Origin of the sequence: Bacillus sp. FJAT-50079, from assembly GCF_018343515.1 — a bacterium.
In the GTDB taxonomy this organism is placed as follows: Bacteria; Bacillota; Bacilli; order Bacillales; family Bacillaceae_C; genus Lederbergia.
Genome location: NZ_JAGYPD010000003.1, coordinates 237,584 through 262,260, shown reverse-complemented (window position 1 = coordinate 262,260; position 24,677 = coordinate 237,584). Strand labels below are relative to the sequence as shown.

Genomic DNA, 24,677 nt, shown 5'->3' with positions numbered 1-24,677 from the left:
TATTGCCGAAAAAACATCATCAACATGGAAAATTCCTCTTTTTATAATATAAACTCTCGGCATTCACCGAGTTAGTTGGAACAAGTTTTTCTTGTACCACTTTATTATTTTTCCTCCTGCATTAAATAGGGGGATATTTTTTCGTAGAATTGCCCGAGCTAATAATCTACAATGATGCGTCTTGTTAGTCAGGCGGACGCTTTCCGGGGGCGTGCGGTGAGCTTCCTCGTCGCTACGCTCCTGCTGAATCTCACCTGTCACCCTAAATCCCCCAGGAGTCGCCGCCTTCCACTCCAATCAACTGAGATATTCTCATGGAATACCGTCCGACAATCCCCTGTTCTAAACGATTTTTCGCTATTTTTGTGAAACTCTTTTAAAATTTCTTAAGTTATTATACTCAATGAAATTTTTCCCCTTAATTTATCGACAACACCTGACTTTTTGAATACACCATAATAATCACCGATGAAGGGGGCTTTTTACCTCATTGAACCAGCGTGCTTTATTTGCATTTATAAACTCATCATCGTGTAAATGCGGGTACGCGGCATAGACACGATCGATTTCTTCCGCTTGGTTGGGGCTTAATTTCTCTCGATCTAGCAAACACCAATTTCCTTTTAAAAGCCCCTGTCTTGCTAAAACCTCATTAATGCCGGCGATGCAGCCTTTAAATTGATTGCTCGCATCAAAAAAAGCTGCATTTGCATCCGTTATTTCCTGACCCAATGTTGGCAATTCTGCCGGAATCTCCCCTTTTAATCGTGCCGCTTTGATTTTATTAAAAAGATCGACCGTCGTTTTCGTCCAAACGGCCCAATGTCCGAGCAAGCCACCGACGATCTGCTTCTCTACCTTTTTCCCTGCAACATCGATTCGATACGTCGTTAATAAATCATTGACGATATTGTCATCATTCCCCGTATAAATCGCAATTTCCTCGTTTCTTTCTGAATGACAAACCGCCCGTATAACATCAAATGTTTGGTATCGATTAAACGGGGCTATTTTTATTGCGTGTACATTCGGAATATCTGCCACAGCCTTCCAAAAATCATATGAAAGCACTCGGCCACCGACAGAAGGTTGTAAATAAAAACCAAACACTGGTATAATTTCAGCTATTTTTTCGGTGCGATGAAGCAGTTCTTTTTCAGAATACGTCTGCAATCCACCCATGCTTAATAATCCAAGATCATATCCAGCATCTTTAATAAATAATGCCTCACTACGCGCCTGCTCTATCGGACCGCTAATTCCCCCTACTTTAATAAATGAATCCGGAGCGTTCGCTTTGTTTATTTCCTCGATCGCTAACGTTAAGACTTTTTCATACAATTGAAATTGTGGATCACGAATTTCAAATTGGGTTGTATGAACACCAACAGCAATGCCGCCTGCTCCCGCTTCGATATAATACCTTGTAAGTGCGCGTTGAGCGACTTCGTCAAGCTTCCTTTCCTCTGTTAATGCCAATGGATGTGCCGGAATAACCGTTCCTTCATGCAGATTCTTTTTCACCTCGTTATTCAACATTTAAAACGCTCCTTCACGTTCTTGAAAATGAGTCGGTTTATTATGTGTCTCCCCATCATTTGCAACCCAAGCTGATACCATATCAATCATTTGTTGAATCGTCACACTTGGGTAGCCGAATAATTGATGCGCTTTGGACGCGTTATTCAATAAAGCGGTTTGTTGTTCCTCGTTGACAAATATAGGCGTCTTTCCGAAACGCTTGCCAAATTCTTCAGCTAACCAGCGAATAGAGATCGTTTCTGGTCCTGTAATATTTAATACTTTAGGTGGCGTGTCACAATGTAATAATGATCGAAGCGCATATTCATTCGCATCTCCTTGCCAAATGACATTGACATTCCCCATCTTTAAATCGATGCTTTCTCCCGCCAGCACTTGTTTCGCTATCTCTAAAACGACACCGTAACGTAAGTCAATCGCATAATTGAGTCTGAATAAAAGCATCGGTGTTTTATTTTTATGAGAAAAATGAGTAAGTATCCGTTCACGCCCTAAACAAGATTGGGCATACTCACCAACCGGATTAACCGGAGTATCCTCCGAACAATCACTACTTAATACATTCGTTAATGGGTACACATTTCCTGTCGAAAATGCGACAATTCTTGAATGAGCGAACTTCTCCGCAATTCGTCCTGCCAAATACGTATTCATCGCCCATGTAAAATGTTCATTTCCAACCGTTCCAAATTTATTCCCGGCCATGTAAATCACATTTTTTACATCCGCCAATGAAAAAAGTGCTTCGTCATCTAATAAATCGATCGCTATCGTCTCAATCCCACTACCTTCTAACTCCTTGCGCAAACTTCCCGATGAAAATCGTGATACACCAATCACTCTTTTAGTTACTCCAGCTTCATCAATGGCCCTTTTTGCCAATTTGGCTAGTGTTGGACCCATTTTTCCACCGACACCTAAAATTAAAAGATCGCCATCCATATTAGCGATGTCCCTTAAAAGACGTTTTGATGGTTTTGTCATAAATTCTTCCAATTGAGCAATCGTTTTCATTTCTATCACTCCTAATTTAGAAAGCTATTTAATTTTATTGTAGAAATCTCTACATTAAAAGACAAGTCTTATAAGAGTCTTTAATTAATCTACATAAAATAATCTATAAAACCCCTACACAAATACCTTTGACAATATTCGCCAGAAAAAGTATGATCTAAGATAAAGAGACATAGGGAGGTAGTATCATGCGTAACGAAAATTCATTTCGAGATCATTCAGAGATTCATATCGGAATTATCGGGCCACAAGCTCTTTTAGAAATAACGAAGGAATCTTTGAAATCGTTTCCAAATTTCCGGCCACATTTTCTAAATATGAATGCTTCAAGCTTTGATCCTACTCAATTAAAAACATTAATGAATGATGTCGATGTACTTATGTTTACTGAATATCATCTATACAGCATGGCTAAACACTCTTTAGAATTTAGCATCCCTGTTCATCATGTCCCGTTAATGGGGACTGGATTATATCGCTCTTTATTTCTTGGAAAAAATAGTTATGGTTTAAAATATCTGTCGATTGACACGGTTGAAATTAAATATGTGGAACAAATTTTATTAGAACTAGCTGAACAACCAAGTGATATCTATGTATATAAAAATCAATCCCATCCTTTACAAATTAGTGATATTGTCGACTTTCATATACATAATCATCGTGAGCAAGATGCTATTTCCCTCACAGGCATTCAAGAAGTCGCCCATCAATTAGCTGAACTAAACATTCCGTATGAATGGGTAACCCCAACCGAACAGGATATGATCGTCTCCTTAGAACGGGCTCTTTTAGCTACAAAAACACGCCGGAATAAAGAGGCACAAATTGTATTTGGCATGATTAATGTTGACAACTTTAAAAGAGTTGTAGAGAAATATACGTCTGAACACGATGTGCAATTATTAAAATTACATATCCAACAAATGCTGCTAGATTATATGAAACAACTTGATGGCCACCTTATTAATCTAGGCGGCGAAGAATATTCATTTATTACAACGAGAGGCATTTTCGAACGTGAAACAAGGGGATATAAATTCATCCCTTTGCTTCAAGATACAAAATCTGAACTCGGGATTACACTAAGCATGGGCATTGGCTTTGGAAGAACAGCGGCTGAAGCTGGCAATCATGCCCGCTTAGCGCTCCGACAATCAAAAGAATTAGGCGGGAATGTATGTTACATCGTTCGCGAAGACCGAAGTGTATTAGGACCTGTCGATATTACAACCCACACCCAATATGAAAGATATGATTTAGCGATCACCGATTCGGAGCTATTAGAGAAAGCTGAAAAAGCAGGCATGTCCGCTGCCTATATGACAAGACTGATGGCCCGTGTCGCCCGATACCGAAAATTTGATTATACAGCCCAGGAACTAGCATCTACATTAAAAATAACGATCAGAAGCGCCCATCGCATTTTATTAAAATGGATGGATGCCGAATTAGTCGAAATTGTTGGGGAAGAGAAAGTAACCCATAAAGGCAGACCCCGACGCATTTATCGGCTAAGCTTTATCGCTGACGAACATCTTTAAACAAATGTCGATGGTACTCCATCGACAATTTTTCTTTAAAAGGAAAGAAAGTATAAAATTTTTGTCGTTTTCATTTCAAAATCGGATTTCCGTGTCTAGCTCTAGGCGCCCAGCGACTAGCAAACTTCACTCTTCTTCTTACGATAAGTCAACATCGGCTCTATCGAAGCCGTGTTTCCTTTAAGGATCGTCGACTAAGGTCGCCTCGTCATGTGACAACGTCGACGCACCAACATCCTGTTGGCGCAGTTTGTACGTCGCTAAACGGGCGCCTCGCGCTTTTCTTATTTTAAACCAGACATTTGAATTCCCTCGGTAAAATAACGTTGGAAGAACAAGAATATGAGAAAGGTAGGGACAAACGAGATGACCGATCCCGCCATTTCCACTCCAAAGTTCCCTTCTTTTCCAAGGATAGATGCTAACCCTAACGTGATTGGGAACATTTTTTCCTGCGTTAAATAAATAAGCGGCTGGAATAAATCATTCCAGTTGGAAATGAATGAAAATGTTCCAACCGTCGCGACGACGGGGATGGAGAGCGGCAAGATCACTTTAAAAAATATTTGAAAATCATTCGCTCCATCGATATAAGCGGCCTCTTCTAAATCATTTGGGATCCCCTGCAGGAATTGTCTAACGAGAAAGACCCCCATAATCCCCCATAGCTCTGGAATAATTAAGGCATTAAACGTATTAATCCAGCCAAAATTAGCGAACATAATATATTTTGGAATAATTAAAAGTTGCTGCGGAATCATGATCACAGCCATAAATATCCAAAAAATGACTTCTCGTCCTGGAAATCTCTTTTTCGCAAAGATGTAACCTAAAACAGCACAGAACACCATCTGGCTTATAACAGGAATAACCGTTACAATGACTGAGTTCATGATCCAGCGCAAAAAGATGCCATCACGAAATATATAAATAAAGTTTTTTAATGTCGGCTTATCCACAATCCGAAAGAGTGAATCTATTTGTGCATATTGTGCATCTTTAAATGATCCAATAATCATAATGACAAATGGTAATAAAAAACAAAGGCCAAGAAAAAATAACGCAAGATATGCGATGATTTTTCTTATCATGCTCCGATTCCCCTTTCCTAAAACAGTGGTACTTTAATAATGATTTGTTTCCTGCCCAACATACTTTCTCTGTATTAACGATACGATTAAAATAATGATAAACAACGCATAAGATAAAACGGCTGCGTAGCTCAGATTAAGTCCTGTAAACCCTTGATCATACAAGTAGTAAACGATCGTTGTTGTAGAGTAATTCGGTCCACCACCTGTTAATAAATAGGCGGAATCAAAAATTTGGAAAGAACCAATCGTCGTCGTAATCAGTACATAAAAATGGATCGGCTTTAATAATGGAAAGGTGACGCTCCAAAACATGCGGAAGCTTGAGGCGCCATCAATTTTAGCCGCTTCATATAATTGCTTTGGAACAGACTGTAACCCTGCAAAGTAATAAATCATCGTACTCCCGCTTACTTTAAAAATACTCAAGCCCGCCAAAACCATTAATGCTTGACGTGAATTCGATAAAAACAATTGGGGGTCAATTCCGATAAAACTAATTAAATAGTTAATCACCCCGTCCGGTGTTCCTCTAAATAACCAACCCCAGATTCCTGCAATAATGACAAAGGAAGTAACAACAGGCAAGAAAAAGACCCCTTTAAAAAAGCCTGCCAGTTTTACTCCCGAATTAATAATCAGTGCTAAAATTAAGCCGAGTGACATCGTCGGCAATATATAATAAATGGAAAATAAGACCGTATTCCATAGGGCTTTCCATGCTAATTTATCACCGATAAAATTTTTCCAATGTTTTAGTCCAACGAATTCGGGGTCACCAATAACCTTCCAATCCATAAACGTTAAATAAAAGCTTAATAGAAATGGATACACTTGAAAAATTATAAAGTGGACCATAATGGGTGTAAGAAAAAGATAGACGATCGCATTCCGCTTTAATTCCCTTTTTATTCGTTCCCCCAATGGGCGTTTATTTTTTTCTGAAATCATTACACCCTTGTATATTTTAGGATTCTCCACAGTCATCACCCTATCTCACATAAAGGTCAGTAACAGAGAGTTTGATTAAACGATCAAACTCTCTGTTCTACCCCCTTATTTATTTAGTTCTTTTTGTATAGCTTCGGCTGCTGCATCTGCTGCTTCTTTAGCTGTTTTCTGACCTTCCATCATCGCTTGCAATTCCGCTTGGATAAATGGCATAATTGTCCGACCTGTTGGATGAATCACCCCAGGCAATGCATATTGCGTATACGTTGCCAATTGTTTTAAATATGCCTCATCATCGAAAATATCTTTCGCCGATTCACGTGTTGGAATATATTGAGTAACGGTATTAAAGCGTTTTTGATTTTCCGTATTCGTCATCACTTTAATAAATTCCGCCGCTGCGGCTGGATTGTCTGTATTAGAAGGAGCAACAAACATACCCGTTGTACCGTAAGTGGCTTGCTTTTCCTTTGTTAGTGGTGGAGCAATAACAAATTCGAATTGATCATTCTTTAACATATTGGTAATTGTGCTACCTGACCCTTGAACCGCTAATATTTTGCCACCATCCCAAAGGGCATTTTGCTCCAGCGCACTAATGGAATCCTCTGGAATCCAGCCATTTTTGTACATTTTATCAACCATTTCCCATGCCTCAAGGCTCTTTTCATTATTAATCAACACTTCATTTTTATCATTGACAACATCGCCGCCAGCTTGCCAAATAAACGGATACAACGTACTATTCATTGAACCTCCACCGCCGAAGTTCATTGCGTAATACCCTTTATCTTTTGCTTTTTGTGCCCAAGCTTCAAATTCCTCCCATGTTTCCGGCAATTTCTCTGGATCTCCTCCTATTGCCTTCACGATATCAACATTATAAATAAGGGTATACGCTTCTTGTAAAATCGGTAATCCGTATAATTTATCCTTCCACGTCGTTGACACTAACGCTGTGTCAACAAAATCTTCTAAATCAAGGTCCCCTATATATGAATCCAACTCTAACAACATTCCGACATCAGCATATTGCGGCATTTGATCCGGGATCGCATAAAACACATCTGGTCCATTATTAGCAGCAAGTGCCGTTAAAATCTTTTGGTCACGGTTTGCCCATGGAATTTGTTCAAAGTTCACCTTTACACCTGTTTCCTCTTCAAAAGAAGAAATGACCTCATCCCACATTTTACCTTCCACTGTTTGATCCTCTGTAAAAGGATGCGCCCAAACAGTGATCTCTCCTGACAATTTACCATCATTGTTATTTTCCTCGGGCTTCTCTGTCTCTTGCGGTTTAGGCTGAGCCGTTTCATTTCCATTAGAATTACTCTGTTTATTCGAGCTACAACCTACAATCAATATCCCAATCAATAATAATAAAGCGAGAAAACTAAACCTTTTCATGAAATAAACCCCTCTCTCATTAAATGATTGTGTTAAATGGAACGTTTCGCACCTCCTCAGCAGGATTAGAAAGCGCTATCAAACGAATGTAAGAAAAGTAAGAGTCTTCCAGTTTAGAAGAATCAATCATCTGTCTTTTCTAAACATTCAATTATGTAATTTGAGTGTATAATCTTTTTAATCAAGAGACAAGTCTCTTAATTGTCTTTAATAAGTGATACTGTTAATATTCCCCACACCTTCCTTAAGAGCTTATCGGCTTTCAATCCTCCCCTTTTATTGGAGAACATAATAGCTTCCAAAAAAGACCATTAATAGACATTGACAGCAACAATATTCGAACTATACTGAAAAACAAGGTCGATCATTGACAAAACAAATATAGAAAGAGGGGAAAACGTTGATCAGATGTCAACTGCGAAAAAGTTTTATTCTTACATTTTGCCTAGCACTTATTTGCGGCATGTTCCCATCCTATCCTTCTACCGCAGAAGCGAAAGAACTTGAAATCTTAGTAACTAATCATGATTTTGAGGAACCCATTCAAATTCCAGGTTGGGATGTAATCACTGGACAAGCTGCTATTTCCTCCAATCAATCATTTGAAACGAATCAAAGTTTATTACTTCTATCAAAAGAAAATGCTGTCGCAGTAACGAGTGATCCATTTGAAGTAAAAGAGGGAGCATATACACTCACTGCTCAGCTCTACATTGACTCATTTACAAGTGGAGAATTGAACTATGGTTTATATTTTTACAATGCGAATGGAGATTTATTAAGCGATCAAATTGCCGCAATCTCCCCTACTCCAATGAAAGAATGGGTTGAAATCAACCTGGATGCACAAGCTCCATTAGATGCAGCATCGGCAAAAATATTTTTTAAAAGTGATAATACTGCCCAATTCATCTCATATATAGATCAAATCCAAATGACAGACGAATCCGAACAAAGGATTGAAATTGAAAACCACAATTTTGAAAACGCTGTAATAATTCCAGGATGGATGACTACCGGGAATTCAATTACTGTCATGCCTCATGAGAATTCTAATTATCTTCGCATCCATGACTATTCTGATCAAGTACAAGTTCAAGCAAAAACAGAACAATTTCCGATTACTGGCGATCAACGCTATCATGTATCTGCAAAAATGAATGTAATCGAACAAAGCCATTCCGTTGAATTTGCTATTTCCTTTTACAATGAAAAAAATGAGCGAGTCGCCTTCAAAAATGAACTCCATCGCGGAAAAGCGGGACTTGGATGGATTGATATTGAACTGGAAGAAAGCGCCCCTTCTAATGCTGTTACAATGCAAATTGCTTTTAATTCAGGCGCAATCAGCTTAACAGATGTGTACATCGATAATGTGGCCGTAACAATAGTAAATGAGGATGAAGATGAACCACCAGCCGAAGAAATTTCTGACAAAATCATCAATCCAGGGTTTGAACTACCTTTAACAGAGGACGGAAATATCCCAGGATGGACGCCGGAAAATAATGCTAATGGCATTACGATTGGTACAGATACCTTTTATGAAGGCAAGCAAAGCATGCATTTCCATGATTCATCAGACACAAATGGCCTACGAGTACTCAGTGATAAAATTGCGGTTTCACCGGAAAAATCTTATTTAGCCAAAGTAAATACAAACGTCATTAACCAAACACATAATATCGTACTTGAAGTTCATTATTATAATGAAAACGATAAAGAAATAGCAATAAAGCAAGAGCTGTTTGGAAATTTACCAAAAGAACAATGGTCTGAAATAAAATTACTGTCCGAAGCACCAGCCGATGCCAGTTATGCGCGACTTGCCTTTTATTCTGGAGGGATTAGTTTAACAGAAGTTTATTTTGATAACGTCACATTTGAATTAGATGCCCAAGAAGAATTGGTGCTAAATCGTACATATAAAGCGCCCGTAAACCTTGGAGAAATGGTTCATGTCCAATTAGGACAAGCAGCAGCCATTCAGCAAAATACACAGGGAGAAAATGAAATTTACTACCATTCTAACGGTCTTCCAGGTACATTTTCCGTTTTAGACGCCGAAACGGGCGAGCTCAAGTTCTCGGAAGTTATTAAAGGAACAGAAGCATTATGGGCGATGACGGTTGGTCCCGATCAAAATGTCTATTTTGCTAGTACAGGGGATGGAAAATTATACCGTTATATTCCTGCTGATAAAAAAGTAGAAGAATTAGGCGTAAACCCATCAGATGATTGGGTCTGGGATCTCGAAGCGAGTTCCGATGGAAAAATTTATGGTTCCACATATCCAAACGCTAGTGTTTTCGAGTATGATATCGCCTCAGGTACATTTAGAGACTATGGTCCAATTGTTGATGACGAAGATTATGCGCGCGGCATTGCGATAAGTGATGAATTCATTTTTGTCGGTATTGGCGCGACAAAGCACCTTTATAAGGTGAATAGAGTTACTGGAGATAAAGAAGAGATTATTATTGAAGGGTATTCAGGTGAAGAAGGATTTTTTGAGGACATTCATCTTATAAATGATAAATTATTCGTTTCTAACGGCTCAATTAATATGCTAGTGATTGATCCAGAAACACTCGAAGTACTCGATACATTCCAATACAGTAATATGATTTCAATGCCTGCAAAGAACGAGCCAAATACAGTTTATTACAAGTTTGAAACTCAATTCTTTTCATATGATTTGCAATCGAATACATCTACGCTAATCGAAAATATTCCTTTACTTCCCGACACAGTTCGTGTGAAAGATATGCAATGGATCACCCTCAAAACTGGAAAAACAGTATTAGCAATGATTACACAATATGGGGAATATATGCACTATGATCCAATTAAAAACGAGTTAAATTTCATCGAATTAAATATTGCTTCGCAATCGGTCGCAATTCAAGCATTAGAAACTGGCCACGACGGCAGGCTTTACATGGGAGGATATCAACGAGGGATGAGCATTTATGATCCTTTTAAAGAAAAAATAGAAGTAAATATTTCTTCTTTTGCACAGCCAGAAGGGATCGGCTTTCTTAATAACAAAGCTTATTATGGAACGTACGTCGGAGCGATCATGTATAGCTATGATCCACTCAAACCTGTTGATTTGAATGAAAATCCCCGTTTCGAGTACGATATTGAAGATCAGCAAGATCGACCCTTTGCGATTACATCAGGAGATAATCAACTATTCGTTGGAACCGTGCCTGATTATGGTGTGCTAGGCGGTGCTCTCGCTATTTACGATGCTAGCACGGATAAATGGTCGCAATATCGGAATATTGTTCAAGATCAAAGCATTATCAGTCTAGCATATCGAGACGGAAAGCTTTACGGCGGTACCTCTGTTTGGGGAGGACTTGGCATGGATCCTAAAGCAAAGGAAGCAAAGATCTTTGTTTGGGATGTTGAAAAAGGTGAAAAAATGAAGGAATTTACACCGCAAATCCCTGGAATCGATGAAACACCACGTATGATCGGCGAGCTATCATTCGGACCCGATGGGAATTTATGGGGAGCAGTCGATGGAACCATTTTTGCAATGGATCCCGAAACGATGGAAGTTGTGAAAAGCAAATTAATCCGTCCAAGCTTATATAATAGTAGTAAATGGTTTCCATATAGACTCCAGTGGGCACCAGATGGAATGCTATACACAACGTTGTCGCGAAGCCTTATTGCGATTGATCCTGACACATTAGCACATAAAATAATCGTCGATGATTTTATGAACAATATGACCATTGGGGTTGACGGTAGTATTTATTACGCACTTGGCAATGAGCTCTATCAAATTGCCGTGCCTGAAACGGATGCAACATTAAAAAATATTACAATTAATGGGCAACCACTCTCACAATTTTCACCGGGAGTCACTAATTATCGAATCTCAGACGACCCAACAAATAATCTAACGGTCGAAGCAAGTCAATCGGGTGCTCAAGTTGAAATCTTGCCATTGGATAGCGCGAATAAACGAACTGTCATTAATGTAACAGCAACAGACGAAAAATCCACATTACAATATACAATCCATTGGTCAAATAAAAGTGAGGACAGCGATGATGAGGACAATGACGATGGTGACGATGACGGAAAAAATGGAGATGATGGCAACGGGGATGACGATAAAGACGGCAACAAAAATGACGGCGATCCCCCGAAAAACAGTGAGGACACTCAAGGGCCAAAGGACGATACAACACCGAACATTCCGTCAATAAAGCCGGGTAACGAACAAGCGAATAAGCACAATGGTAACAAACTTCCAAATACAGCAACAAATTTATTTAATTATATGCTGATTGGAATCTTCTTTATAAGCATTGCTTTTGGTATGTATTACTACAATAGAAGAAAAAATATGAGATCGAGCTAGAACAAGGAAGAGGTGAAAATAAAATTTTCACCTCTTCCTTTTCATATATAATGAAGCTATATCGTTACTGCCCCTCTTTTTTCCAAAGAATACTTAGCGGCAGAAGATCCGGCTAGTTTTCCAAATACTGCACCTGACATTAATCCCGAGCCACCCGGATAGTTTTCATAGAAAAGCCCGCCAACCATTTCTCCAGCTGCATATAGTCCAGCGATTGCCGCATCATTTTGATCAAGTACTTCTCCGGATGAACCGATCTTTAACCCACCGAAAGTAAATGTAATGCCACATGTGACCGGATAGGCATAATATGGCGCTTGATCTATGCGTAATGCCCAGTTGCTCTTTGGTGGAGTAATTCCCCGTGTTTCTTTCTGGTCTTTAATCGTTGGATTATACGTTCCATCTTGGACAGCTTCATTATATTCCTGTATTGTTTTTAAAAATTCTTCCTTATTGATGTCAATCTTCTCCGCCAATTCCTCTAAACTATTTGCCTCATATACCGTTGCTTCTTCAAGATTATATTCTTTGCGCAGCATCGGGCGCACTTGAGCATCGAACAACTGGTAGGCCATATTGTTAGGCTGCTTCAATACTTCTCTTCCATATTTCGCATACGTATAGTTGCGGAAATCCGCCCCTTCATCAACAAAGCGAACTCCATCTTTATTCACTAATAAACCTAATGGAAAAGAGGACTTTTTATAAATATCGCCAGGCTTGTTAAAATTACCGACCTTTGGCGCATTGTAGTCGGTGCCAATCGAATGCCCTCCCGACCATTCTCCATATTTTTGTGCCCCAATGGCCAATGCCATCGATAATCCATCCCCAGTGTTATATTCCGTTCCGCGGACGATTGCCGATTCCCATTCAGCTCCCATTTGCTTACTGCGCATTCTTTTGTTCGCCTCGAAGCCACCACATGCCAAGATTACACTATCGGTATTGACGATCACCGTTTCCTCACCTCGTTGAACAACAACGGAAGTAATGTTGTTTTGGTCCGTGTTTAGTTTGACCGCTTGCGATTCGTACCAAACTTTAATTCCCAGCTCCTGCGCACGTTCATTTAGTTTTTTTACAAGCCCTACTCCTTTATTATTCGTCTTTACAGGTAGACCTCCCCAAAATATGTATTTCCCCTCCTTTTCAAATGCTTGGTTCTCATAATTAAGCTCAAACTCAATGCCGTGATTTTGCATCCAAGCAATTGTTTCGTAAGATTTAGAAACGAGTAGATTAGCTAGTTTTGAATCACTTTTTCCATTTGTCACTCTCATTAAATCATCATAGTAATCGCTTTCATTATATTCAGGCAGATCGATCTTCTTAGCTTCTTCATCTGTAATAGTTGGAATTACCTTTCTCATCTCATCAATCCCTTTATAAGCAAAGCGAATCGCTCCGTCGGTGAAAAATGAATTTCCGCCGCGCTTATGTCGTGGGGCTTTTTCAAGTACGAGAACATTGGCTCCTTGCTCTGTCGCTGAAATGGCTGCGCAAAGCGCTGCGTTTCCTGCTCCAACTACTATTACATCATAATGATCGGTTATTGGTGTTGTCATTTATACTCCCCCTCTTTTCATCGGCTCGTTATAAATCTATTTTAAGACGTGTGGATCAATAAATAAAATATCAATATTTTATATGCAAGCATAAAGAAATTTTATAGTTAGTGATGAATGCGCTCTCTCTAAATGATATACTAATTAAACAGAATAGAATCAATTTTCAGAGTGGGGTGTTGAGATGGATGAGAAAGATTGGATTATCTTACAAACGATTTATAAAGAACATAATATTACAAAAGCATCTGAGCAACTTTATATTTCTCAACCAGCATTAACATATCGCATTAAACAATTGGAGGAAGAATTTGGTGTAAATATTCTTCTTAGAGGAAAAAAAGGGGTTGAATTTACCGCTGAAGGAGAATATCTTGTTCAATACGCGGCAAAGATGCAAGCGGAACTAAGGAAAACAAAAGAACATCTCGAAAACTTGGACAATCAGATGAGAGGGACATTGAGATTAGGTGTTGCTAGTGTATTTGCTCGTTATGAGCTTCCTGAAATTTTAAGCAGCTTTTTGGAAAAATACCCCGATATTGAAATTGTTTTGAAAACAGGATGGAGCTTTGAAATTAACCAAATGCTGCAAAAGGAAGATGCACATGTGGGGATTATACGCGGGAATTACAATTGGCAAGGAAAAAAGTATTTACTTGACGAGGAGAAGGTATGTATCGTGTCCAAAAATAAAATTAATTTAGACGAGTTGCCTTCCTTACGAAGAATTAATTATAAGACAGATCGTTCGCTTAAAACATTAATTGATCGTTGGTGGGAAAAAAGATATGATTCACCTCCAAATATAACAATGGAGCTAGATCGGTTGGAAACGTGCAGGGAAATGGTCATCAACGGGCTTGGCTACGCCATCTTACCGAGCATTTCTTTAAAAGGTTTGCATGATGTACATACATATGAAATTTCTTCAGATGAAGATTTTACGAGAAAGACATGGCTTATTTTCCGTGAATCCTCGTTAGAATTATCAATTGTAAAGGCATTCGTAGAATTTATGGAGGAAAGGACATTGCAAAACAAAGGGATACTTGTATAAGAAGAACCATTTTCACATATTATTGTGAACACCGATTAGAAGGGGCTGTCCAATAAGTCCTCCTAATTCAGGATCTATTCATGCTAATGGAGACAGGATTAAAAAAGGGATGATTACCGTATGCATTTAAAATCGGTAGATACGATGATTCAAAAACTACAATCAATGATTTTCAGTCCCTATATGATGATTTAGTTGTTCCAAGAGATCATCTGTTGCGTAAAATGAACGATTTGGTCGTCTCCTCTATTTTCATTGATTAATGTTCCAGCATTCTAGCCGCTTGCTAGTTGTTGCTTGCAGTGCAGGCGCTGACTCCTGCGGGAATGACATGAGCCTTGAGACCCGCAAGGCGCACAGCGACTGAGGAGGCTCAAGCCATGTCCGCGGAATGCGTGCGCCGGAACGTAAAGTAACAGATCGGTGACATCGTTCGAATTTTTCATTGATGTAATCATTCTTTATATCTCCATACATAAAAAAAGGCGCTATCGCAGAAAGTCAGTTTTCACCTACTTTCTGGACAGCCCCCTCCTTTTAAACAATTGTTTGCTTGCTTTTCGATAGCTTACGTTCTACTAATTGGAATAGAGGTGGCAGCAGCATAATAACAACGGCAATTCGCAAAACTTGAACCGCGACAACAAAGGTAGAATCCGCATTCAGGGTCACAGCGGTAACAGCCATTTCCGCAATTCCTCCTGGAGCAAATGCTAAAATCGCCGTAATCCAACTAATCTCCGTTAATTTTGAAACGAGCGTAGCACATAGGACCATCACAATGATTAAAACGATCGAACTAAGCGAGCTGACTAACAATATTCGCTTTAGCCCGACGAATAATTGTTTATTCAGTCGAGACCCGATACTCGTTCCGATCATTATTTGCGATAATATAAGGATTGAGGATGGCCACCATATTTCACCTCCAGCAGGCCCAAAGCTAACCGTTTGCAATAAAGCGATGATTACCATACTCCCTAATAACCACGGAGTTGGCAATTTTAAAAATCTCGCTAAAAAAGAGCCACCCGCGGCTACTAGTACGATGATTACAGTCCATATGATCAAGCTAGCTTCTGGGAGTGCGAAAGAAACAATCGCTGTCTGCTCATTCATCGCACCGATATAATGATTGGAAGTCCAATAGAATACTAAAAAAGGCATCGTGCCAATAACGAGTAAAACACGGACAATTTGAATAATACTGACCGTTGCAATATTTGCTCCGACTTCTTCCGCAAAAACTGGCAAATAAGAAATACCTCCTGGTGCTGTTCCTATTAAGCTTGTAAGCATATCGGTTTGGCTGAATCGCCATAAGATCATGCCAGACAACAAAGAAAATAGTACAGAGACAAGTAAAATAATGCATACAAAAAGCCAATTTTCCATAAAGATATTTAAAACATTCGTATTAATTTTCTGACCTAATTCAACGCCTAAAATCCATTGCCCGAAAAACATCCACTGTTTCGGAATGATAGCTGCATTTACATCTTTTATGAGCCAACTTGGCCTCCAAACCGATAATATTCCTGCCGCAAATAAAGAACCAACCATCCATCCTATTGAGATTCCCGTTAAAGAAAAGAGGTATCCTGATAACCCGCTTAGTAAAAAAAATATAATTTGAGTGAGTTTTTTACTTTGCACCCACGTTACCCTTCTTCCATTTTGACATTCGTATAGCCCACCCCTATAAGGGGAAGGCTATCTAAATGATTATTTACTTGCTTCTTCCGCAAATTGATTGTTTACAACCTTTTCATATGAAACATCAATTCCCTCAAACTCGACATTCATATCAAAACCGCTTTTTGTAATGATCGGTGTTTTGGCAAATGCGTCGAAATTATTTTCAAACGAGGCCTCAAATATTTCTGGCTCAAGCTTATCAAATGATTTCCTTAATTCTTCTTTCGCCTCTTCTTTGTTTTCCATAATATATTTCTCTGCTTTGGCAATCGCATTTGTCACCTTTTGGATGATTTCAGGATTTTTATCAATATAATCTTTCTTCGCTAATAGTGTACTATGTGCAAAACCATCCAAATCATTAACCTCACCTTTAGATAAGTTAATTAATAGCATCCCATTATCCGTAGCAGCTGCCTGTTCAGATGTCGGTGAAGAAAAGGCAAATGCTTGAATTTGGTTGTTCATGAACGCAGGCAAAACCGCTTCTGATTTTCCGAGGGGAACAATCGTCGCATCTTTATCTGGATTGAGATTTTGACTTTTTAGTAAATAGCGAACTAATCGATCGCTTCCGCCACCAGGCGCCGTTACCCCAATGCTTAGCCCTTTTAATGCATTAATTTTATCTTCAATCGGTGAGTTTTCAGTAATTCCTAGCTTATTGGCAATATCCTTATGTATAACGACATTCGATGCATATTGATTAATTAACGAAGCAAAAGCCTGAACCTCTTGTCCTTTTTTATTTACATCCATTACGACGGATAAGCCTGTTGCACCAATCTCAGCTCCACCACCGACGACGGCCGAAAGAACATTTGTGGAACCACCAGCGATCGACACTTCTACATCAAGGCCTTCCTCCTCGAAAAAACCTTTCCCTTGTGCAATGTAAATAGGTGTAAATAATAAGCTTGAAGTCGATTGAGTAATCGTTACTTTTTGTTTTCCCTCCGCATTGGCAGATGAAGAATTTTTAGAATTACAAGCAGATAATAAAAGTAGACTCGCTAATATCAACATCATAAGTACTGGTAATTTTCTCATTTCATCTCTCCTCATTCAGCTAATTAGTTAGAATTTTGTGTTTTCCAACGGAGAAAACGCTTCTCGATAATGGAGGTAATCGTAAAATTTAAGCAGATAGCAAAAAGCATAAGAACAATTAAAGCGGCAAATGTACCTCCCGTATCATATTGACCGGCAGAGAACTGAATCAAGTACCCGACTCCTCGGTTAGAGGCGGTGATTTCCCCAACTACCGCTCCTATAAGGGCATATGGTACTGATGTTCTAAGACCAATTAAAATCCAAGTTAAAGCAGACGGCAGGACCACTTTGAAGGTAATTTGTCTTTCTGACGCACCCATAATACGAATATTTTCTAATAACTCCTTTTCCACATTTCTTACACCAGCGAATGTATTAATAAAAACTAAGAAAAATACAGTGATCGCTGCTAATAGTATTTTCATTTCAATCCCAATACCGAACCAAAGAATAAATAATGGAGCTAACGCAATCTTTGGCAAGCTATACAAAGACATAATAAACGGTTCAAATATTTTTGCACCATATGTCCATCTACCTAATACAAAGCCAACAATTCCTCCAAGCAATGCACCTAGGATGAATCCAAAAATCGTTTCTTGGACGGTGATTGAAAGATGGAAAAGCAATTCTCCACTTACCGCCCACCCATAAAGCGCTTTCATTATATCGGTTGGAGAGCTTATCCAAAACTTATCAACGAATCTTCCTGATACAAATTCCCAAATGAGTAATGTAGAAACTAATATACATAAGCGGATCATCGTTAATTTATAAAATTCAGCGCGTAACCTTTTCTTTTTATTGCTAATAGCCTTCCTTTTTCCTTCAAAAACGACTGTTTGTGTTGAAACATTTTCTGTGCTCATTTGCTTACCTCCAATTCAAATTCATCTTTCAAGGCATTCCAAAGTGTTGCATGAGCCTTCATAAATTCGTTCGTTAGTCGCAAGTTATACACATCTCTTGGTCTAGGTATATTAATTTTCTCCATCAACTTAATTGTACCTGGTCGTTTACTAAAAACAGCTACACGATCCCCTAATGTTACAGCCTCATCTAAATCGTGAGTAACAAAAATAATTGTCTTCTTTGTTTCCTTCCAAATGTCTAATAATTTATCTTGCATAATTAACCGTAGCTGGGCATCTAGAGCACCGAAGGGTTCATCAAGTAATAATGTCTCTGGATTATATGCTAATAATTGCGCCAAACTAACCCGCTTCCTCATTCCACCTGAGAGCTCCTGTGGATAATGGTTTTCAAATCCATCTAAACCGACCATTTCAATATAGCGCCTGACTGTTTTTTCTCGCTCTTTACGGCTAACCCCTTGTATTTCTAGACCTAACTCTACATTTTTCGTCACTGAGCGCCATGGGAGCAAATTATCTTTTTGTGTCATATAACCGACTTTCGTATTGACTTTTTCTACTTGTTTCCCATCGTAAATAATGGTTCCCTCCGTTGCCTCCATAATGCCGGCACACATATTCAAAAGGGTTGATTTTCCACAACCACTTGGACCGATAACAGTTAGAAATTCTCCTTTTTCAACTTCCAAATTAATATTGCGCGTAGCCCAAAATGTCTCATCATTTCTTTCAAATTGTTTTGATACATTAGCAAATTGGATAAATCTCATCTTCTTCCCTTCTTTCTGTCGTATTTTAGAAGATCTTGTGCAAATCGCTTTTAAAATTTTCAGATTAGCAAAAATAGATTAATAGATACTATATCTTATTATCCATTAATTAGGAAGTCACATAAGACCTTTCTACTCTTCATTCTATATAAGTTAAATTAAATAACGTATACAGGCAGAAAGTAACACCATTGATTGCGTTCCTTAAAATACGCCTTTCATTCCAATCAACTAGGTATGCATCTGTTTAAAAAACATTTAGATAATAATCTTAAATTCAACTTATATTAAGTGTGTATGCGTTCTCAATGATTGAAGTATCATTAAGTTAACATATGAAAAAGGCTTTTTAAAATCAAAAAAATTTATAATGGCCATAAATAATTTGAATAATCGGATTTATCAGATCCCCACGATCAATAAATCCTTTTAAAGACTGGGATCACACCATATTCATAAATTTTATTTATCGAAGGGCATAAAATTGATCTATTTTATTTATTCCTTTTGCTCATTTACACTAACTTCACACTATTAACAGAATAAGTAGGAGGGTGAGTGTGTTGAATCGATATTTACAGCAATGCCGAATTCCCACAACGATTATGCGCGGAGGAACAAGTAAAGGATTAATTTTACGTTCAATTGATCTACCTATCGATCCAAAACTTCGTGATCAAATCATTTTACGTATATACGGTAGTCCAGATTCAAGCCAAATTGATGGGCTTGGCGGCGGAACATCGCTAACAAGTAAGTTAGGATTAGTGAGCCCTCCTTCCCGACCTGGCGCCCATATTGATTACACCTTTGGACAAGTAAGCATTGATCGCAATATGGTCGACTATCAAGCAACATGCGGGAATATGGCTACGGCCGTTGGTCTCTATGCACTTGAAGAAGGATATTTATCACCCTTTGATCCAGTCACAAATGTTCAAGTTTATAATACAAATACAAGGAAAATGATCATTGTGGAAATCCCGGTAAAGAATGGACAAATCCAATATGACGGTGATTTTAAAATTGATGGGGTACCTGGTTTTTCACCTAAAATCATGTTAAACTTTTTGGATTCAGGCGGCACATATACAGGAAAAACATTACCGACATCGAGACCAATCGATATCATTCATTTACCTGATGGCCAGCATTTCGAAGTGTCAATCATAGACTCCGTTAATCCTCTTGTTTTTGTACGCGCGGAAGATGTTGGAGTGCAAGGAATCGAATTGCCGGATGAGATAAATAATAATGAACTTTTATTAAATACATTAGAAGCAATTCGGGTGAAAGCAGGTATTTTATCGGGGATTATAACAAATTACGAAGCTGTAACGCCAACAAGTCATGCCCTGCCAAAAATTGCATTGGTTGCAAAACCGCAAGATTATGTAAATATAAATAACAAAAAAATCCTCGCAGAAAGCATTGATATTACTTCTCGCTATATTTCAATGGGAAATTTACATCGAGCTTTTGCGGTAAGCGGGGCGATCGCTCTAGCAACCGCTGCTCAAATTAGTGGGACAATACCAAATCAACTTGCAGTATCCTCTATCCGCGGAATTAGAATTGGCCATCCTTCTGGGGTCATCTATACGGAAGCAACAGTAACGAAAAGTGATGAAAATTGGAATGTATCGCGGGCCGCAATCGGAAGAACGGCTAGAAGAATCATGGATGGCTTTGCTTACGTTCCTATCTCTTTGATTAACGCTCAGAAAATAGAAAAACCAGTTTTGCTTGATTCAATCTCTTCTATATAATTACGATATTAAGAAGGGATCAGATAACAAAAAAATCCCCCCATTTTCATTAGGGGGGAGTACAAAATCATGTTTGTTTTTATTTGCTCAATCTTAGATATGTCCGTACCAATTAATATTTCAATTCAAAACTTCATAGGTCGATTTACGCACATTTTTCCTTAGTTTGTCTACTTTCTCCAATCTTTTCAATTTCCTCTAAAGTACGGCCTCGAGTTTCAGGCACGCATGTCCTAATAAATAATACACCTAGTAAGCAGATGGCACCGAAGATGGCGAAAACAGCTTCTTGAGCCATCGTGGCAGTCATAATTGGAAATAGCAATCCAACCAAGAAAGAACCAATCCAGTTAAATGATGAAGCTAATCCTGAAGCACGCCCGCGAATGATAAGCGGGAAAATTTCTCCAACGATAACCCAAGTTAAAGGAGCCCACGTAAATGAATAAAGGGCTACATAAATACTTAAAAAAACAACGATCATCATCGGACTTGCATTAGGAATTAGTAAATTCAATATTGCCGGCAAAATAAAGGATAGCCCCATAATCGTTCCGCCTACGGTTAATAATGTACGGCGATTAAATTTATCAGCAATCATTAAGAATAATAATGAACCTAGTACGAGAATAACCCCTTGAATAATTGGCCACATCAATACTGAGCTAGCTTCATTTCCTGTTGCTTTTTGCACAATTAAAGGAATGTAATAAAAAATGGCATTTGCACCTTGGAATTGTTGAAAAGCAGCAACACCCACACCCGCAATGACTAAATAACGATATTTACCACTTAAGAGTGTACCCCATGAGGCTTTTTGATTTGCCTTTGCCTCATCTTTGGCAGCATCTTGAATTTGTTTGATTTCAGCATCAATTTGTTCTTTATTAGGGCGAAGATAGCCCAAAACTCTACGAGCCTCATCGATTTTATTGTTCTTAATTAAAAAGCGTGGTGATTCAGGTAACTTTAACACACCAATAAATAGGATAAAAGCTGGTAGGGCAGCTAAACTAAGCATCAACCGCCATGCAATTGTTCCCGGCAAGTCTTTTAATAAATAAGCAACAATGTACGAAAGCAACATTCCAGAAACAATCATCGTTTGGTTAATTCCTGACAGACGTCCGCGTAAACGGGCAGGCGCCATTTCTGACATATACGCTGGGACCAGCGCAGAAGCAGCACCAACAGCCAATCCTAATAAAACCCGTGAAACAATCATAAATAGGATTCCATTATGAGGGGATACTCCTGCCATAACAGACCCAACTGCAAAAATGATAGCGGATATTAAAATCATTTTGCGACGTCCTAAACGGTCAGAAAGTTGTCCAGCTAAGGCCCCTCCAAAAATAGCTCCTAACATCAACGAAGAAGTTATCCAGCCAATCGCAGTAGGGTTATCCTGAAGATTCCAATCAACTTGTAAAAAAGGCAAAGCACCCGTCATAACGCCGATATCATAACCGAAGAGAATGCCTCCAAACGCTCCAAAAAAATAAATGAATCCACTTGGGATTTTCTTTTCATTTCTCATTAAAGTTCCCACCTTGATGTTTTATATTTCCAGCAAAAATTAAAACGATTTCAATATGCAGATTATTTGTACCAAATCGGATGAATTCTATGGCTTTATTTTCCATAAAAAAACATTTATCTTCGTTCAAAAACGATGATCACGCTTATTTTATGTATAAAAGGATCATGATTCTATTTTTTTGGAATCTCCTCCTAGGAAACAGAGTCTCCTTGGAGGAAAAAGAGATTACTTAATTACTACGTATTCCAAACCAACAAGTTTTGCATAAGTAATAATTTGGTCTGTTGTTAAATTCAATGAAACAACGGTATGGTGACCGCCGCCATTCTCAATCCAAGCTTTAACCCCATCCTGAAAGTTTGGCTTTACTTCCCAAAGAACACGGGCGACGGGAAGCTTTGGAGCTGGAGCAGTTGGCTCAAATGCAGAAACCTCGTTGATTAATAGTTTGTAATTTGTCCCAAAGTCAGCCATTGAAACAACGATACCATCTCCCGCTTTTCCGTCAAATACTAAACGTGCCGGATCCTCACGGTCACCAATACCTAATGGAGATACGATTATTTTCGGTTTGTTGCTTGCCAAGGTAGGATCCACTTCAAGCATATGGGATTGAAGTATGGCCTCTTGTCCTTCAGCTAATTCATATGTGTAATCTTCCATAAAACCAGTTGATTGGTTATGGCTCATCACCTTAAGTAAACGATCGAGTGCCGCCGTTTTCCAATCTCCCTCACCTGCAAAACCGTACCCTTGTGCCATCAAGCGTTGGACTGCAAGACCAGGAAGCTGTTTCATTCCATATAAATCTTCGAAGTTCGTTGTGAAGGCATTGTAGCCGCCAGCATCAAGGAAACGTTTAATAGCGATTTCATAACTTGCTTGTACTTTTACACTAGCTTCCCAATCTTCCTTGCTGTAAGTACCATAATCAAATTCATAAAGATCTGCATATTCTGCTATTAAATCTTCAACTTCTTGTTCTGTCACTTCATTCACATATTGGACAAGATCGCCAATTCCAAAGTAATCAACTGTCCATCCAAATTGAATTTGTGCTTCAATTTTATCGCCTTCGGTCACGCCAACATTACGCATGTTGTCCCCAAATCGAGCGACCTTGATGTTGAAGCTTTCGTTATAAGCAACCGCTACGTCCATCCATTGTGCAATCTTTTGTTGCACTCCAGGACGCTCCCAGTAACCGACTACAACTTTATTTTGTTTATTCAAACGAGCATTGATAAACCCATATTCGCGATCACCGTGTGCAGCTTGGTTTAGATTCATAAAATCCATATCAATTGTTGACCAAGGAATACTCTCATTGAATTGTGTTGCTAAATGCAGTAATGGTTTTTGCAATAATTTTGTTCCGCGAATCCACATTTTTGCGGGTGAGAACGTATGCATCCAAGTGATAACACCTGCGACTTCATCACGATAGTTAACTTCTTTCATGATGCTTGTAATTTTATCTGCACTAACTGCTAAATCTTGCAATACAAGTGGATAAGGCAAAACTCCGCTTTCATTTAATGCATCTGTCATCGTTTGCGCGTGTGCTTTAACTTCCGCTAGTGCTTCTTCCCCATATAAATGCTGTGATCCGACGACAAACCAAAATTCCTTTTTTTCTGTTGTTAACATATTAGCCCTCTTTTCTTTATTTAACAGTAAGATAGTTTGCTAGAGTTGTGATTATTTTTGACCATAATAAGCATTTTTTCCGTGTTTTCGTAAATAATGTTTATCTAGAATATTTTGCGGCAATTCCTGTGCATAACGATTTAATTCTCGTGTAAATATATTCATTTTTGAAACTTCTTCAAGTACGACACTATTCATTACCGCAGATTTTACATCTTTTCCCCATGTAAATGGGGCATGACCATGCAGTAAAACACCAGGAACTGCTAATATATCTAACCCGCGTTCTTCAAATGTTTCGATAATTACATTTCCCGTTTCTGCTTCATAACCGCGATCAATTTCCTCTTGTGTCAAGAAGCGGGCACAAGGAACGGAACCATAAAATGTGTCTGCGTGAGTCGTCCCCATTGCGGGCAGATCAAGGCCTGCCTGAGCCCAAATTGTCGCCCAAGTGGAGTGAGTATGCACGATGCCGCCAATTTCTGGGTAATGCTTATAAAGGACTGCGTGAGTCGCTGTATCTGATGAAGGTCTTAACCCTCCTTCAACAACATTGCCATCTAAATCAACAACGACCATATCGCTCGCTTTCATCGTTTCGTAATCAACCCCACTTGGTTTGATTACGAATAAACCACTTTCACGATCAACGGCACTAGCATTTCCCCATGTATATTTCACGAGTCCTTGTTTAGGTAATTCTAAATTTGCTTGAAACACTTCTTCCTTTAGTTGTTCTAACACAT

Annotated in this window: 17 protein-coding genes; 4 read left to right on the top strand and 13 right to left on the bottom strand. The window is 38.8% G+C overall.

Features of this window, described 5'->3' with window-relative positions:
* Window positions 1-462: 462 nt before the first annotated feature.
* Window positions 463-1,539, bottom strand: coding sequence for a dihydrodipicolinate synthase family protein (locus tag KHA95_RS08915; RefSeq protein WP_213137149.1), 1,077 nt, complete (start codon window positions 1,537-1,539; stop codon window positions 463-465).
* Window positions 1,540-2,556, bottom strand: coding sequence for an NAD-dependent epimerase/dehydratase family protein (locus KHA95_RS08910; protein ID WP_213137148.1), 1,017 nt, complete (start codon window positions 2,554-2,556; stop codon window positions 1,540-1,542).
* Window positions 2,557-2,744: 188 nt separating this feature from the next.
* Between KHA95_RS08910 and KHA95_RS08905 the strand changes: the two genes are divergently transcribed.
* Entirely contained in the window at window positions 2,745-4,100 is a 1,356-nt protein-coding gene (locus KHA95_RS08905; protein WP_213137147.1) for a GGDEF domain-containing protein, read from the top strand.
* 284 nt (window positions 4,101-4,384) lie between these two features.
* Here KHA95_RS08905 and KHA95_RS08900 read toward each other — a convergent pair whose 3' ends face one another.
* From KHA95_RS08900 to KHA95_RS08890, 3 genes are all read right to left on the bottom strand, one after another.
* Entirely contained in the window at window positions 4,385-5,191 is an 807-nt protein-coding gene (locus tag KHA95_RS08900; RefSeq protein ID WP_249316734.1) for a carbohydrate ABC transporter permease, read from the bottom strand.
* Between the two features lie 33 nt (window positions 5,192-5,224).
* Window positions 5,225-6,142 carry a carbohydrate ABC transporter permease gene (locus KHA95_RS08895; protein ID WP_213137521.1) on the bottom strand — a complete coding sequence of 306 codons (918 nt, stop codon included), beginning with the start codon at window positions 6,140-6,142 and terminating at the stop codon, window positions 5,225-5,227.
* 105 nt (window positions 6,143-6,247) lie between these two features.
* The gene (locus KHA95_RS08890) at window positions 6,248-7,552 is read right to left on the bottom strand and encodes a sugar ABC transporter substrate-binding protein (protein WP_213137146.1); all 1,305 of its coding nucleotides are present in this window, start codon (window positions 7,550-7,552) and stop codon (window positions 6,248-6,250) included.
* A 400-nt stretch (window positions 7,553-7,952) separates the two neighbouring features.
* Here KHA95_RS08890 and KHA95_RS08885 point away from each other — a divergent pair, with 400 nt between their 5' ends.
* On the top strand, window positions 7,953-11,939 hold the full coding sequence (locus KHA95_RS08885; RefSeq protein WP_213137145.1) for a hypothetical protein: 3,987 nt from the start codon (window positions 7,953-7,955) through the stop codon (window positions 11,937-11,939).
* A gap of 56 nt (window positions 11,940-11,995) precedes the next feature.
* On the opposite strand, the gene tcuA is transcribed toward KHA95_RS08885, so the two are convergent.
* Window positions 11,996-13,510, bottom strand: coding sequence for an FAD-dependent tricarballylate dehydrogenase TcuA (gene tcuA, locus KHA95_RS08880; protein ID WP_213137144.1), 1,515 nt, complete (start codon window positions 13,508-13,510; stop codon window positions 11,996-11,998).
* Between the two features lie 184 nt (window positions 13,511-13,694).
* Here tcuA and KHA95_RS08875 point away from each other — a divergent pair, with 184 nt between their 5' ends.
* The gene (locus tag KHA95_RS08875; protein ID WP_213137143.1) at window positions 13,695-14,570 is read left to right on the top strand and encodes a LysR family transcriptional regulator; all 876 of its coding nucleotides are present in this window, start codon (window positions 13,695-13,697) and stop codon (window positions 14,568-14,570) included.
* A 537-nt stretch (window positions 14,571-15,107) separates the two neighbouring features.
* On the opposite strand, the gene KHA95_RS08870 is transcribed toward KHA95_RS08875, so the two are convergent.
* The 4 genes from KHA95_RS08870 to KHA95_RS08855 form a co-directional block, all read right to left on the bottom strand.
* Window positions 15,108-16,226 (bottom strand): AbrB family transcriptional regulator, encoded by a 1,119-nt coding sequence (locus KHA95_RS08870; RefSeq protein ID WP_213137142.1) that lies wholly within the window; start codon window positions 16,224-16,226, stop codon window positions 15,108-15,110.
* A gap of 69 nt (window positions 16,227-16,295) precedes the next feature.
* A complete protein-coding gene (locus tag KHA95_RS08865; RefSeq protein WP_213137141.1) occupies window positions 16,296-17,318 on the bottom strand; it encodes an ABC transporter substrate-binding protein in 1,023 nt (340 codons plus the stop codon).
* A gap of 23 nt (window positions 17,319-17,341) precedes the next feature.
* The gene (locus KHA95_RS08860) at window positions 17,342-18,190 is read right to left on the bottom strand and encodes an ABC transporter permease (protein ID WP_213137140.1); all 849 of its coding nucleotides are present in this window, start codon (window positions 18,188-18,190) and stop codon (window positions 17,342-17,344) included.
* Window positions 18,187-18,966, bottom strand: coding sequence for an ABC transporter ATP-binding protein (locus KHA95_RS08855; RefSeq protein ID WP_213137139.1), 780 nt, complete (start codon window positions 18,964-18,966; stop codon window positions 18,187-18,189). Before KHA95_RS08855 ends, KHA95_RS08860 begins: the two co-directional genes overlap by 4 nt.
* A gap of 563 nt (window positions 18,967-19,529) precedes the next feature.
* Between KHA95_RS08855 and KHA95_RS08850 the strand changes: the two genes are divergently transcribed.
* Window positions 19,530-20,735 (top strand): 2-methylaconitate cis-trans isomerase PrpF family protein, encoded by a 1,206-nt coding sequence (locus KHA95_RS08850; protein ID WP_213137138.1) that lies wholly within the window; start codon window positions 19,530-19,532, stop codon window positions 20,733-20,735.
* A gap of 145 nt (window positions 20,736-20,880) precedes the next feature.
* Here the strand turns inward: KHA95_RS08850 and KHA95_RS08845 are convergent, their stop codons facing one another.
* From KHA95_RS08845 to KHA95_RS08835, 3 genes are all read right to left on the bottom strand, one after another.
* Window positions 20,881-22,275, bottom strand: a complete 1,395-nt coding sequence (locus KHA95_RS08845; protein ID WP_213137137.1) for a sugar porter family MFS transporter — start codon at window positions 22,273-22,275, stop codon at window positions 20,881-20,883.
* Window positions 22,276-22,503: 228 nt separating this feature from the next.
* Entirely contained in the window at window positions 22,504-23,928 is a 1,425-nt protein-coding gene (araA, locus tag KHA95_RS08840) for an L-arabinose isomerase (RefSeq protein WP_213137136.1), read from the bottom strand.
* Window positions 23,929-23,979: 51 nt separating this feature from the next.
* On the bottom strand, window positions 23,980-24,675 hold the full coding sequence (locus tag KHA95_RS08835) for an L-ribulose-5-phosphate 4-epimerase (RefSeq protein ID WP_213137135.1): 696 nt from the start codon (window positions 24,673-24,675) through the stop codon (window positions 23,980-23,982).
* Window positions 24,676-24,677: the final 2 nt, after the last annotated feature.